The 12,477-nt window shown below is 57.0% G+C and carries 15 protein-coding genes; 3 read left to right on the forward strand and 12 right to left on the reverse strand.

The window, feature by feature from the left end; translation table 11 throughout:
- Positions 1–6: 6 nt before the first annotated feature.
- A complete protein-coding gene (gene dgcQ / locus B3229_RS21080; protein WP_286874156.1) occupies positions 7–1,656 on the forward strand; it encodes a cellulose biosynthesis regulator diguanylate cyclase DgcQ in 1,650 nt (549 codons plus the stop codon).
- Here the strand turns inward: dgcQ and B3229_RS21085 are convergent.
- The 3 genes from B3229_RS21085 to B3229_RS21095 all read right to left on the reverse strand — a co-directional run bounded on the left by B3229_RS21085 (position 1,653) and on the right by B3229_RS21095 (position 4,278).
- Complete coding sequence (locus B3229_RS21085) at positions 1,653–2,873, reverse strand: glycosyl transferase (RefSeq protein WP_033749838.1); 1,221 nt, start codon at positions 2,871–2,873, stop codon at positions 1,653–1,655. The genes dgcQ and B3229_RS21085 overlap by 4 nt on opposite strands.
- Positions 2,874–2,906: 33 nt before the next feature.
- Entirely contained in the window at positions 2,907–3,695 is a 789-nt protein-coding gene (locus B3229_RS21090; protein WP_286874159.1) for a mannosyl-3-phosphoglycerate phosphatase-related protein, read from the reverse strand.
- Positions 3,696–4,041: 346 nt separating this feature from the next.
- Complete coding sequence (locus tag B3229_RS21095) at positions 4,042–4,278, reverse strand: DUF2525 domain-containing protein (RefSeq protein ID WP_048781583.1); 237 nt, start codon at positions 4,276–4,278, stop codon at positions 4,042–4,044.
- A 356-nt stretch (positions 4,279–4,634) separates the two neighbouring features.
- Here B3229_RS21095 and B3229_RS21100 point away from each other — a divergent pair, with 356 nt between their 5' ends.
- Positions 4,635–4,793, forward strand: coding sequence for a YqaE/Pmp3 family membrane protein (locus B3229_RS21100; protein ID WP_033749833.1), 159 nt, complete (start codon positions 4,635–4,637; stop codon positions 4,791–4,793).
- Positions 4,794–4,847: 54 nt separating this feature from the next.
- Positions 4,848–5,042: a protein DsrB gene (dsrB, locus tag B3229_RS21105; RefSeq protein ID WP_048781581.1), complete on the forward strand. Its 195-nt coding sequence runs from the start codon at positions 4,848–4,850 to the stop codon at positions 5,040–5,042.
- A gap of 126 nt (positions 5,043–5,168) precedes the next feature.
- On the opposite strand, the gene B3229_RS21110 is transcribed toward dsrB, so the two are convergent.
- The 9 genes from B3229_RS21110 to fliL all read right to left on the reverse strand — a co-directional run bounded on the left by B3229_RS21110 (position 5,169) and on the right by fliL (position 12,387).
- Positions 5,169–6,881 carry a methyl-accepting chemotaxis protein gene (locus tag B3229_RS21110; RefSeq protein WP_286874168.1) on the reverse strand — a complete coding sequence of 571 codons (1,713 nt, stop codon included), beginning with the start codon at positions 6,879–6,881 and terminating at the stop codon, positions 5,169–5,171.
- A gap of 134 nt (positions 6,882–7,015) precedes the next feature.
- Complete coding sequence (rcsA, locus tag B3229_RS21115; RefSeq protein WP_286874170.1) at positions 7,016–7,651, reverse strand: transcriptional regulator RcsA; 636 nt, start codon at positions 7,649–7,651, stop codon at positions 7,016–7,018.
- A gap of 635 nt (positions 7,652–8,286) precedes the next feature.
- Positions 8,287–9,072, reverse strand: a complete 786-nt coding sequence (gene fliR, locus B3229_RS21120; RefSeq protein ID WP_033749829.1) for a flagellar biosynthetic protein FliR — start codon at positions 9,070–9,072, stop codon at positions 8,287–8,289.
- Entirely contained in the window at positions 9,072–9,341 is a 270-nt protein-coding gene (gene fliQ, locus B3229_RS21125; RefSeq protein ID WP_033749828.1) for a flagellar biosynthesis protein FliQ, read from the reverse strand. Before fliQ ends, fliR begins: the two co-directional genes overlap by 1 nt.
- A gap of 25 nt (positions 9,342–9,366) precedes the next feature.
- Complete coding sequence (gene fliP / locus B3229_RS21130) at positions 9,367–10,098, reverse strand: flagellar type III secretion system pore protein FliP (protein WP_033750714.1); 732 nt, start codon at positions 10,096–10,098, stop codon at positions 9,367–9,369.
- A complete protein-coding gene (fliO, locus tag B3229_RS21135) occupies positions 10,098–10,487 on the reverse strand; it encodes a flagellar biosynthetic protein FliO (RefSeq protein WP_096073917.1) in 390 nt (129 codons plus the stop codon). The genes fliP and fliO overlap by 1 nt, the downstream gene beginning before the upstream one ends.
- A gap of 5 nt (positions 10,488–10,492) precedes the next feature.
- On the reverse strand, positions 10,493–10,897 hold the full coding sequence (gene fliN / locus B3229_RS21140; protein ID WP_033749826.1) for a flagellar motor switch protein FliN: 405 nt from the start codon (positions 10,895–10,897) through the stop codon (positions 10,493–10,495).
- Positions 10,890–11,897, reverse strand: a complete 1,008-nt coding sequence (gene fliM / locus B3229_RS21145) for a flagellar motor switch protein FliM (RefSeq protein ID WP_033749825.1) — start codon at positions 11,895–11,897, stop codon at positions 10,890–10,892. The genes fliN and fliM overlap by 8 nt, the downstream gene beginning before the upstream one ends.
- Before the next feature lie 4 nt (positions 11,898–11,901).
- Positions 11,902–12,387, reverse strand: coding sequence for a flagellar basal body-associated protein FliL (gene fliL, locus B3229_RS21150; RefSeq protein ID WP_033749823.1), 486 nt, complete (start codon positions 12,385–12,387; stop codon positions 11,902–11,904).
- Positions 12,388–12,477: the final 90 nt, after the last annotated feature.

Consider the following 12,477-nt stretch of genomic DNA (forward strand, 5'->3'; position numbering starts at 1 on the left):
TTGCTGATGGCTGCTTTGCCGCTCTCTGTTCGTAAATTGCGTCCCGAACTGCGCGTTCACTTCTTGTTTTTAGCGGTCTTTCTTTTCTCTTTCTTTCTGACCTGGCGTGAGCTTTACACGCTGAAAATCAATTATGAAGATCGGCAGCGCGCTGCGCTGGCGGATATGCAGAACGGGCTGGAAAGCCAGTTTCAGGAGAGCATCGACGGGATGATCTATTACCGGCGCATGTTCACCTACGCGCTGGCGCATCCGCTCGACGCTCACCACGCACGCCGCGCGCTGGCGGAATTTCAGCAGCTGCGCCCGCAGCGCGCGTGGCAGCTGCGGCTCAATATGCCGCGCAGCATGCCGATAAACGGCGTCGGCGACGGCTGGCTGGCGCAGGACGCGCTGCTGCAGCGCGATCCGGCGCGGCTCGACGGCGAGCTGCTCGCGGCGCTGGAGTTCAGCTTTATTATGCAGTTCAGCGATGCAGAAGCCGATTTCCATTCGCGCTTCTGGTACACCTCGCGCGCCGGATTCTTTATCACCTCGCGTCCGCCGCAAAGCCTCTCCGCGCTCGCCGCCAACTACGCCACCATGGTTTCGCGCCCCTGGTTTCGCGCCATGGCGACGCTGGCCTCGCCTCAGGAGCTGCGCTGGTCTGGCGTCTATCAGGGCGCGGAAGATGAGGGCGCGATGCTGACGGTCAGCACGCCCATCTTTATCAACGGCTACTGGTATGGGGCGCTGTCGATGGATTTCACCCAGCAGCGTATTGCCAGCCAGTTGAGCACGATGCGCCACAGCGCGCTGCAGGGCAGCGTGCTGCTGCTCGACAAAGCGCAGCAGCCCGTGGCCTCCCTTGACGCGGCGGACGCCAGGCCGCTGAGCGACGGCGCGCGGCGGCGGCTCTATGCGCAAATCGCGCGTCAGCCGCAGGGCGCGCTGCGGATCGAGCATCAGTTCATCAGCTGGAGCAGGTTGAAAAACGTCGACGGCTATCTGGTGAACCAGCAAACCCTGGCACAAGGGCTGCGCCAGGATTTAGGACGCGCCATGCTGTTTATGCTGGTGATGTGGCTGCTGTTCGTGCTGCTGCTGCTGCTAACGCACCAGATCATCGTGCGTCTGGTGCGGCGGCTGAGCCAGCTCTCCGACCGGCTGGCGTGGCGCGCCAGCTACGACGGTCTGACGCGGCTGCTTAACCGCAGCGCCTTTTTTGAACGCTTCGAAGCGGAGGCGGCGCGCTGCCGGGCGCTTAACGCGCCGCTGGCGGTGATCCAGCTCGATATCGATCACTTTAAAGCAGTCAACGACACCTGGGGCCATCAGGCAGGCGATCAGGCGCTGATACGCGTCGCTGCGATTATTTCCCAGGCGCTGCGGAAAAACGATCTGGCCGGTCGCGTCGGCGGCGAGGAGTTCTGCGTGGTGCTGCCGGAAACCGGCCTGGCGGATGCGGAAAAGGTGGCGGAACGGATGCGCGAGCGGCTGGCGGCGAAAACCATTCTGGTCAACGCCAGCCAGTGCTTTAGCGTAACGCTCTCCGCAGGCGTCGCCAGCAGCGAAGAGCAGGGCGACTACCAGACGACTCGCCTGCAGGCGGAAGCGGACCGCCGACTCTATCTGGCGAAGAGTCAGGGCCGCAACCGCGTGGTCGCCAGAGGTTAAACGTTGCCGGCGTTGTCCTCTTCCACCGCCTGGTAAATACGCTGCAGGATATCGGGGAAGGCGGACTGGACGCGGCTCCAGCTGGGAATAAACGGCTTGTCGTTAGGACGTTCGATAAAGGCCTGTCCCGCCTCCAGAATCGACTGGGTGAACATCTCGACCGCCGCTTCTTCGATATGCTGGTCAAACTTCAGGCCGTTCATCGCCGCTTCGTGGTTATAGATCTCCATCATATCGAGCGCGTTGCGGTAGTAGGTCGCCTTCAGCACGCGGAACGAGTCGCTGGTGAGCGGCACGCCCATCGTCGCCAGCTTACGCAGCAGCGACTGCACGATATCGCTGCTCATCCGCTTCAGGCCGCCGGTGCCGTCATCTTCCGCCAGCGGCTGATGTTTATGGTCATAGTTGTCGGCGATCTCGACCTGACAGGTCTGACGCGTGGTGTAGTTGCGGTAAATTTCCGACAGCACGCCAATCTCCAGCCCCCAGTCGCCAGGAATTTTAATGCCGTTGAGCACGTGGGTGCGCATGGCGAATTCGCCCGACAGCGGGTAGCGGAAGCTGGCGAGGTAGTCGAGATATTCAGAGTGGCCATACACCTTTTGCAGCGAGCGCAGCAGCGGGCCGACCAGCAAGCGGCCCACGCGGCCGTTGAGCTTGCCGTCGGCGACGCGTGCGTAAAACCCTTTGCAGAACTCGTACTGAAACGCCGGGTTCGCCAGCGGATAGAGCAGGCGCGCCAGCATGCCGCGTTCGTAAGTCACGATATCGCAGTCGTGTAGCGCCACGCACTGGGTGCGATCCGAGGCGAGAGTGAAACCGGTGCAGAACCAGACGTTGCGCCCTTTACCCGGCTGGGAGGGTGAAAGCCCCTCTTTATCCAGCTCGGCGTCGATCGCCTTCAGGCGCGGGCCATCATTCCATAAAATGCGGTGGCGCTGCGGCAGGCGCGAAAAAAATTCGCGCGCGAAGAGAAATTGATCGCGGTCGGCGCGATCGAGCCCGATCACGATCTCGTCGAGGTAGGGCACTTTGGCCAGCTCATCGACGATATTGCCCAGCGCCGGTCCTTCCAGTTCGGAGAAGAGTGACGGCAGAATCAGCCCCATTTTGCGTTTGCGCGCGAAGCGCACCATCTCTTTTTCCAGCGACTCAACGCTGCGGTTGGTCAGATTATGGAAATTGGTAATCACGCCATTCTGATAAAAATCACTCATCGCGCCATCCTTTTAATCATCAGTGGTTGCGGCTTAATCGGGCTGGGTCAGGAAATAGTCGAGTCCCTCTTTCCAGCCTTCGGGGCCGTAGTGCGCCGTATGGTAGATCCGTTGCCTGTCCTGCCGGGTCAGCGTAACCGGCGTTTTGCTGTAGCCTTTTATCACCACGGCGTAGTCAACCGCATCCAGCATCGGCGCGTCGTTGGGGCCGTCGCCGAGGCCGATGGTAGCGGGCGCGCTGTCATACTGGCCGAGCAGCCAGCGCAATGCTTCGCCTTTGCCGCTGCCTGCGGGCATTACGTGCCAGAAGCGTCCGCCCTGGGTCAGCTGCAGCTGGTGCTGCGCCAGCGCGGCGCGAAACGCCTCCAGCTTCTCTTCGTCATCGCGCCAGACAATCACCTCCGACGCTTCGCGCTGGCGCGCCAGCGCCGAGTCGCTTTCGGTCAGACCGGTCATCGCCGCGACTTCGGCATCGGTGAAGCGGCTGAAGCCCTGAAAGCGAAAGCCCGGCTGTAGCGTGCTCAGCGTGCGGCAGAGCGCCTCATAGGCGAGGCTTTCCGGAGGGATCCGTTCGCGTCGCTGCGCTGACATCTGCACCACCGCGCCGTTTTCCGCAATAAAGGGGGTATTCGTCAGGCCGAGACGCTTTTGCAGCGGCGCGATTTCCGCGGCGGTTTTACTGGAGCAGAGCACGACCGGCACCTGTTGACGCTGCAGTTCAGCCAGCCATTCTGCGGCGGCATCCCAGCGATAGGTATGATGATCGAGCAGGGAACCATCCAGATCGGTAATAACTAACAGCGGCTGTTGCAAACTGGGCATAGCAGGCTCCTTGCGACATTAACTGGCGGATTTTCAGTATTATAGTTGATGCCGGATTACGCCTGCTTTTCCCCTGTCGTACGGCACATCCAGGATAATTCTTAAAACGTAACGGTGAAGCGAAGCGGGATGCACAAAAAACGCATGGCGCAAAGCGGCTGAAATCAGGCTGTTCCCGGTAACGCCAGAGGGTTTCATACAAAAAGGGCAGCAGTATTGTGCATAGCCAGGACTTGTCTTAGCGCCGGTCAGGCGTACTCTGCAGAGGTATCAAGCATTTCCTGATGTAACGAATTTACGTGGTTATTTACCCGGCGCTCCCTGCCGGGTTTTTTTTGGCCTGCGATTAGCGGTTCAGTTCGTTACAGGTGCAGTCGCGAATATCGAGTTCGTACTCGTCCGCCAGTTCAATACTGCTTCCCCAGGCGCGGCCGCCGGTTCTGAGATGGCGGCTGTTGTCCACCTCGGGGAAGGTTTGCGGGTGGGCCGCCGTGCTGCGCGGCAGGCTGTCGAGCAGCGAGTCCACGTCGGGTTTCTCGCCGGGCTGAAGATCAGGGCCGCCTGGATTGATTTGCGCCATCATCGCTCTCCTTTTGTTTAAAAGGATATTTCGCTTCTCTCCGACCACGGATTGCGACGGATCAGCTAAGTATAGACGGCGGCCAGGGGGAGCGAATAACTCTGCGGCAGGAAAAGAAACAGGCAAAAAAAAGCCCGCGCTGCGCGGGCAAAATCCTTGTTACTTTTAGGTTGACTGCCCCTTTGGGGTGGAGCAGTAAGAGAAGTGTAAAAGGTTGCCGTGTCAGAAGTCTTGTCGCGAAACGTTAAGAAAGCGAAAAAGCGCCCGCTTACGTAAATTTACCTGGTTTTTCCTTTGTTATCAGCGGCATCGTCTATAGTTACAGTCGGAGTTAAACCATAACGTGACAAGGAGAGACCATGGATCTGTTACGCATTATTATCGCCATTATTCTGCCGCCGCTGGGCGTATTTATGCAGGTCGGTTTTGGCGGCGCTTTCTGGCTCAATATTCTACTGACGCTGTGCGGCTATATCCCCGGTATCATTCATGCGGTTTGGGTGATTGCGCGTCGCTGAGGCGGGCCTCATCGTTTACACTGATGCACAGGAAAATCATCAGGAGCAACGCGCATGAAGGTCAATGACCGCGTCACCGTAAAGACCGATGGCGGCCCGCGCCGCCTCGGCACTATTCTCGCCGTAGAGCCGTTTAACGAAGGGGTCATGTATCTGGTGGCGCTGGAAGATTATCCGCTCGGTATCTGGTTTTTTAACGAAGGCGATCATCCGGAAGGGATATTTGTAGAGCCTTATCTGGCGGAATAGCGGCGCAGGGCTTTGCTTTTATTCTCTCTGAATATCGCGGCAATAATAAGGCGCCTGACGGCGCCTTATTTTATGCTCAATCGACAATAATAAAGGCGCCTCAGCGCGCCTTTATTTTTTTCTGCATTAGAACGTTTCCCAGTTATCGTTGCCGGAGGTCGCCAGCGCCGGACGCGGCGTCAGGCGCGGCGATTTCAGCACGGGCGCGGCAGCGGCGGCGGTTGCTGTTGTCAGCGTCGGATGCTCCTGCAGGCGAAACGCGGCGACAGCTTTGGTAAGTTTACCCGCTTGATCTTCCAGCGATGCGGCTGCTGCAGAGGCCTCTTCCACCAGCGAGGCGTTCTGCTGCGTGACGTTATCCATCTCGGTGACCGCCTGGCTGACCTGCTGAATGCCGCGGCTCTGTTCATCGGAAGCGGCGGCGATCTCCGCCATAATATCGGTCACGCGGCGTACCGCCTCGACGATCTCGCCCATGGTTTCGCCCGCTTCGCCTACCTGATGCGAACCGTCTTTGATCAAATTCACCGACTCCGCAATCAGCGACTCAATCTCTTTGGCCGCCTGGGCGCTGCGCTGCGCCAGGCTGCGCACCTCGCTGGCGACCACCGCGAAGCCGCGGCCCTGTTCGCCAGCGCGCGCCGCTTCCACCGCGGCGTTCAGCGCCAGAATATTGGTCTGGAAGGCGATGCTGTTAATGACGTTGGTGATTTCGGCGATTTTCTTTGAGCTGCCGGAGATATTGGTCATGGTTTTCACCACGCCACTCACCAGCTCGCCGCCGCTGCGGGCTTTGCCGGAGGCGTCTGCCGCCAGCTGGCTGGCGTGGTGGGCGTTCTCGGCGTTTTGTTTCACCGTGGCGGTTAATTGCTCCATGCTGGCGGCGGTCTGCTCCAGCGCGGCGGCCTGCTGCTCGGTACGGGAAGAGAGATCGGTATTCCCGGCAGAGATTTCGCCGGAACCCTGATAGATTGCCACCGCGCCTTCACGCACCGTGCCAACGGTTTTCACCAGCGAATCCTGCATCAGCTGCAGGTTATGCAGCAGCGTGCCAATTTCGCTGCGGCCGTGCGGTTCCGGCGGAGCGGTGAGGTCGCCCTGCGCAATGCGCTCAATACGCGCGACTGACTGGCGCAGCGGACTGATCACTACGCGACGCAGGAATACAAAGGTCATCAGCGTCAGCAGCAAGGCGGCGGCGAAGGCGACCGCCATCGCGATAAAGCCGATGCGCGACTGATGCTCCGCCGTGGCGTTAATGGCGTCGGCGCGCTGGTTGCGCAGCTTAATCGCCTGCAGCAGCACGTCGTTATAGGCGTTGTCGAGTTTGCGCGTGACGTCGGTCTCCTGCGCGATAATGCCCTCAAAGCTGCCCTGTTTGCCGGCGTTGATCATCGGCTTCAGCCCTTTTTCGACATAGTCGTTGAAGCGCGCCGTTAACGGGGCGTCGAGCGCGATATCTTCAGGGGTTTTGACCTTTCGTTCCTGATAAACCTTAAAGCCTTCCTGCGCCTGCTGAATTCGCTTCTCGGTCGCGGCGACGCTGGCTTTGAACTCATCCATCTCGCCGATGCGAGCGGCGGCGCCAGCCTGAATAATATAGAGACGCGCGGTACGCAGGTGGTTAGAGCTGTTGGAGATCCCCATACGTACCTGGATCTCGTCGGTGGCATCCTTGAGCGACTGGTTGCTCTGGATGAGAAAATAGCTGGCAAGGGCAATACAGAGGGCAAACAGCAGCAGAATACCGCCGAAAATCATACTGAAGAGCGGCACCAGGCGCAGGTTGCGCCACAGGCCAGCCTTGGACGGCGTGGAAGAATCCAGTGGTGTGTTCATATCCTTGATCTCATGTCGGGGTTATGAAACTAACATCGGCAGAGAAGGGGAAAGGGTTAGGGAGTGGAGTGAGATCTGGCTCGCAAAAAAGGCGAAAAAAAACCGGCCTGGTGGCCGGTTCTTTCGTGAGTTGACTATCTCACATTGACATAGATACCTGACGTCACATTGTCAGTTAAACGCACCACATGATAGATAACCTGTTTGTTATGGGTTTTGATCTTGCGTTTAATATTGCCTTTGTGTGACGAAACGGTCTTGGCCTTAATTTGCATCTTGTCTGATATCTGAATGGTGTCATGACCTGACATCCACATTTTCAGCATATTTGACTCCGTCTGACTTAACGTCAGAGGGTGTACATCCAGACCTGATGAAATACGGGTAGACGCGTTGAGCTTTTTCTGCAAATAAGTGCTGAGTAAGGAGTCAAGTGTCGCCGTTTTTATCGATTTTGATGTAATAATCAAGTTCTTACGAACGTAGAGGTATTCCTCAAAATGGATATTAGAAATGGCCATGAAGATGAAAAACAGCGTTTCCGGGTGCTGCATAATAATATTTCGGATGCGGTCGCTGGAATCTGATTCATGGATAAAACATTCTTCGTTAATAAACACTACGCCAGGTTTTAACTGTTCGCAGCGCTGCTGTAATTGCTCAATATCGGAGACAGAAAAGATGTTTTTCTTTTTGACTCCCTTACAGGACATATAGTCCGATAATCCCAGGCGTGTGTAGTTGCATGAATCCATAATAATCGTTGGCATGTTTAGCGACCCTCACCAATTTGTTATCCGTTTAAATCAACGATGAATTACGCGTTGCGGTACGAGAGAGATTTCTAAGACACTTTTTTATTCTGCTCAGCAGTCTGGCGACAGGCCATACGCCTGCCAAAAGTATTCTTCCCTGACCCGTTTCTGCAAAGTTGTTTTTGTGCTGCCTTGACGTCACTTATCCCTCCAGTGATAGCGGGAATCGCTGGCGGTTTGCAATAAGCGTGCATAACACCCTGTTTTGAGATCCTCGTCACTATCGCGCATAACACAGTCAATTCTGATAGGACGATTCTTAAAAACATTTGATTCGCGAAAGTGTGACGTTTTAGCGAGTGTTGACAATGCCGGAAAAAAAAGGTCCTGACAAGAAAAATCGTTAAAGGATTTTTTTTGTTCCAAAACAATCTGTTGCCGATTTTGTCAACGATTCCACCAAGTTAGCTGTGCCGGGAATCTGTGAAATAAAATACTTGAAGCGCGGTTTAATAAGAATAATTTTCAGAGTTACTTCTCACTTATCAGAATTTCCTTAGTTGATTTCTGAGAAAACTGGTTTGAAAAATGCACAGAATGTTTTAGGTGGCTTAAGTATCACTTTAGAAAGATAGTGAGATACTTAATCATCAGGGGTGAGACAGTTCCGAAAGGAACTGGGCGAGCAAATCAAAGACTTCGCTGAACAGATGCTCACAGAAGGGCGCAACCAGAGGCATCATCAACCCCATGGTCAAAATTCCCACTGTTAAGGTAATTGGGAAGCCAACCGCGAAAATAGAGAGCTGAGGTGTAACACGGTTTAACAAACCCAGTACCAGGTTAATCAGAAGCAGCAAAACGATTAAGGGTAGCGCTAACATCATGCCATTAAGGAAAATTAAACCGCCCGCTTTGACCAGTGCATTAAAAGCATTGGCGTTTAACGGCTGCCCGCCAATCGGCAATGTATGAAAACTGTCCGCCAGCAACGAGATCAGCCAGAGGTGTCCGTTGAAGGTCAGGAACAGCAGCATTGCCAGCATATCGAGAAAACGGGCCAGAACCGGCATATTCAAGCGACTGCCTGGATCGAAAAAGGTGGCGAAAGAGAGGCCCATCTGTAAACCGATCACCTCGCCAGAGAGGCGCACCGCAGCAAACGCCAGCTGCATAGTGAACCCGAGCCCGATACCAATCAGCATCTGCTGCAGCAGCAGCCAGAAGCCAGCGGGCGAAAACAGCGTTACCTCCACTGAAGGCAGCGTTGGCACCATTATCCAGGTGATTAACGCCGCCAGGCCGATTTTGACGCGTTTGCTGATAGCGCGCTCGCTCAGCAGCGGCGCGGTGGCGAACAGCGCCAGCATACGCGCCAGCGGCCAGAAAAACTGACTGACCCAGTGAACCAGCTGGTCGCTGTCGAGGGTAACCATTAGCCGATCATATAAGGCAGGTTGCTGAAGAGGGTGCGGATATAGTCCAGCACCAGATTCAGCATCCAGGGTCCGGCAATCACGCCCGTCGCTGCCACGGCCAGCACCTTCGGTATAAAGGAAAGCGTCTGTTCGTTCACCTGGGTCGCCGCCTGCAGCAGACTGATAATCAGCCCGCTGACCAGCGCCGCCAGCAGCAGCGGCGCGGCGAGCATCAGCGCCAGGCGCAGCGCATCCTGGCCCATTGCCATAACGGATTCTGGCGTCATTAGTTTCTCCGGGAAATCGGAATAATCAGGAATAGAAGCTTTGCGCCAGCGAACCGACCAGCAGCTGCCAGCCATCCACCAGTACAAACAGCATCAGTTTGAACGGCAGCGAGATGGTTGCCGGCGGCACCATCATCATCCCCAGCGCCATCAGCACGCTGGCCACCACCAGGTCGATAATCAGAAACGGGATAAAAACGGTAAAGCCAATCTGAAAGGCGGTCTTCAGCTCGCTGGTGACGTATGCGGGCAGCAGAATGCGCATCGGCACCGCTTCCGGCCCTTCAATGGGCGGGGTGTTCGCCAGGCGGGCAAACAGCGCCAGGTCCGCTTCGCGCGTCTGACGCAGCATAAAGTCGCGTAGCGGCTGCGCGCCTTTCTCCAGCGCGACGTCCATGCTGATCTTGTCCTGGCTAAAGGGCAGATAGGCGTCGTCGTAAATCTTGTCGAAGGTCGGCGCCATAATAAAGAAGGTCAGAAAGAGCGCGAGGCCGAGCATCACCTGATTCGGCGGCGCGGAGGGCGTGCCGAGGGCGTTGCGCAGCAGGCCGAACACGATGATGATGCGGGTAAAGCTGGTCATCATCAGCAGCACGGCGGGAATAAAGGTCAACGAGGTAATAAAAACCAGCGTCTGCACCGGCAGCGACCAGCTTTGTCCGCCATTGGGCAACGCATGGCTCACCAGTCCCGGCAGCTGGGCATGAGCGGCCGGCGCCAGCAGTAATAGCGGCAGAAGAGAGAGCAGTCGACGCATCATTGGGGTTTTCCGGGACGTTTAACCAGGTTTTGCAGCAGCTGACGGAAATCTTGCGGCGCGGCCGCGGCGGCCGGACGGGCATCCGGCGCGACCGGCGGCAGCGTGTGCAGATGGGTAATCTGCGCCGCCGTAACGCCCAGCACCAGGCGCGCCTCGGCGGTATCCACAATCACCACGCGTTCGCGCTGGCCGACCTGCACGCTGGCGCTCACCTTCAGCGCCTGGCTGCTCACCGTCTTCGGCGCGAAGCCGAGACGGCGCGCCAGCCAGGCGCAGGCGAGGATCAGCAGGACAATCACGGCCAGCACGCTGCTGACCTGGGTCACAACGGAACCGCCGGAGATGGCCGGCGCTGCGGGCTGCAGCGCGTGGGACTGGGTGTTCATCATATTTAGCGGCTCAGACGACGCATACGTTCAGACGGCGTAATAATGTCGGTGATGCGTACGCCATATTTATCGTTAACCACCACCACTTCGCCCTGGGCAATCAGGTAGCCGTTGATCAGGATATCGAGCGGCTCGCCCGCCAGACCGTCCAGCGCCACTACGGAACCCTGCGTCAGGCGCAGCAGCTCTTTAATGGTCATTTTGGTGCGGCCCAGTTCGACGGTAAGCTTGACCGGGATATCCATAATCAGGTCGATGTCCTGCAGCGAACCGGCGGCGGCGCTGCTTTCGAACGTTTTGAAGACGTCGTCGGCCTGCGGCGCGCTGCTAACGGCCTGCTCATTCATCGCCTCAGCCCACAGATCGTCCGCAGAGATGTCGTCGGACGGTTTATTGCTGTCACTCATTGGGCTGTTCCTCATTCAGCGAATTCAAAATCGGGTTAATCAAATGCTCGACGCGCAGGGCGTACTGGCCGTTCATGGTGCCGTACTGACTGGTCAGCACCGGGACGCCATCAACGTGCGCGATAATGCGCTCTGGTTTCTCGATCGGCAGCACGTCGCCAGGCTTCAGCTGCAAAATGCGCGACAGCCGCAGCGAGGTTTCGGCAAAGTGAGCAATCAGCTCCAGTTCCGAATGCTGCACCTGTTTCACCAGGTTCTCGCGCCAGTGGTTATCCTCGGTGCGGGAGTTCTCCAGCGGCGGGTTAACCAGCAGTTCGCGCAGCGGCTCAATCATCGAGAACGGAATACAGATGTTGAACTCGCCCACCAGGTTGCCAATCTCGACCTGGAACGGCGTGTTGACCACGATATCGTTCGGCGAGGTGGTGATATTGGTGAACTTCACCTGCATTTCAGAGCGGACATATTCCACGTCGAGCGGGTAGATCGCCTTCCACGCGTCGCTGTAGCCTTCCAGCGCCAGCTTCAGCATGCGGCGGATCACGCGCTGCTCGGTGTGGGTAAACTCACGGCCTTCCACCTTGGTGGGGAAGCGGCCGTCGCCGCCGAACAGGTTATCCACGGCGATAAAGACCAGGCTCGGCGAGAACACCACCAGCGCCGTTCCGCGCAGCGGTTTCAGGTGGATAAGATTCAAGTTGGTCGGCACCGGCAGGTTGCGGGCAAACTCGTGATACGGCTGAATCTTGATCGCACCGACGCTGATATCCGGGCTGCGGCGCAGCAGGTTAAACAGCGCCATACGGAAATGTCGGGCGAAACGCTCGTTAATAATCTCCAGCGCCTGAAGGCGCTCGCGCACCACGCGACGCTGGGTATTAGGGTCGTAAGGACGAATGTCGCCTTCCGGCCCGCTTTGACTCTTTTCATCTACCGCGCTGTCACTGTCGCCATTAAGCAGCGCGTCAATTTCAGCCTGGGAGAGAATGCTATCGCCCATTGGTTTACCTCAAAATGAAGGCGGTAAACAGTACGTCATTTACCACCTGCGCAGGCTGTCCTTTCACCAGCGGAGGTGACAGCACCTGCTTAATCTGTTCAATCAGCGCTTGCTTTCCTTGCTCCGACGCCAGCGCGGCGGCGCTCTGTCGCGAGAGCAGCAGCAGCAGGCGGCTACGCACTTCCGGCAGATAATCATTCATCCGACGACGGGTATCCTCGTCCGGCAGACGCAGGGTAAAGCCTACGTACAGTACGCGGTCCGGATCGTTGTCGGGATTGATCAGGTTGACCGTAAAGGTATCAAGCGCAAAAAAGACGGGAGCGGGTGGCGGTTCTACTTTCGCAGCTTCCGGTGTGCCACTCTCATGTTTATTCATCATTCGCCAGACTGCATAGCCTGCCACGCTACAAGCGGCCAGCGTTACAATGAGCAACACCGGAATTAAGAGTGAACGTTTGCGGCCTTTTGCTTTCGCGTTATCAGACATTTTTGCAGTAACTTCCTGTGAATTATGGGCAAACCTCTCGGTTTGCCTGGACAGATTATCCCGCGTCTTAAGTCAAACAATGGGAAGAAA

Origin of the sequence: Pantoea sp. UBA5035, from assembly GCF_002415245.1 — a bacterium.
GTDB classification, from domain to species: Bacteria; Pseudomonadota; Gammaproteobacteria; order Enterobacterales; family Enterobacteriaceae; genus Pantoea; species Pantoea septica.

Bases quoted from the DNA above. Each gene is read 5' to 3' on its own strand.
- dgcQ (WP_286874156.1), top strand. From the start codon at position 7: ATGGCTGCTTTGCCGCTCTCTGTTCGTAAATTGCGTCCCGAACTGCGC.
- B3229_RS21085 (WP_033749838.1), bottom strand. From the start codon at position 2,873: ATGAGTGATTTTTATCAGAATGGCGTGATTACCAATTTCCATAATCTG.
- B3229_RS21090 (WP_286874159.1), bottom strand. From the start codon at position 3,695: ATGCCCAGTTTGCAACAGCCGCTGTTAGTTATTACCGATCTGGATGGT.
- B3229_RS21095 (WP_048781583.1), bottom strand. From the start codon at position 4,278: ATGATGGCGCAAATCAATCCAGGCGGCCCTGATCTTCAGCCCGGCGAG.
- B3229_RS21100 (WP_033749833.1), top strand. From the start codon at position 4,635: ATGGATCTGTTACGCATTATTATCGCCATTATTCTGCCGCCGCTGGGC.
- dsrB (WP_048781581.1), top strand. From the start codon at position 4,848: ATGAAGGTCAATGACCGCGTCACCGTAAAGACCGATGGCGGCCCGCGC.
- B3229_RS21110 (WP_286874168.1), bottom strand. From the start codon at position 6,881: ATGAACACACCACTGGATTCTTCCACGCCGTCCAAGGCTGGCCTGTGG.
- rcsA (WP_286874170.1), bottom strand. From the start codon at position 7,651: ATGCCAACGATTATTATGGATTCATGCAACTACACACGCCTGGGATTA.
- fliR (WP_033749829.1), bottom strand. From the start codon at position 9,072: ATGGTTACCCTCGACAGCGACCAGCTGGTTCACTGGGTCAGTCAGTTT.
- fliQ (WP_033749828.1), bottom strand. From the start codon at position 9,341: ATGACGCCAGAATCCGTTATGGCAATGGGCCAGGATGCGCTGCGCCTG.
- fliP (WP_033750714.1), bottom strand. From the start codon at position 10,098: ATGCGTCGACTGCTCTCTCTTCTGCCGCTATTACTGCTGGCGCCGGCC.
- fliO (WP_096073917.1), bottom strand. From the start codon at position 10,487: ATGAACACCCAGTCCCACGCGCTGCAGCCCGCAGCGCCGGCCATCTCC.
- fliN (WP_033749826.1), bottom strand. From the start codon at position 10,897: ATGAGTGACAGCAATAAACCGTCCGACGACATCTCTGCGGACGATCTG.
- fliM (WP_033749825.1), bottom strand. From the start codon at position 11,897: ATGGGCGATAGCATTCTCTCCCAGGCTGAAATTGACGCGCTGCTTAAT.
- fliL (WP_033749823.1), bottom strand. From the start codon at position 12,387: ATGTCTGATAACGCGAAAGCAAAAGGCCGCAAACGTTCACTCTTAATT.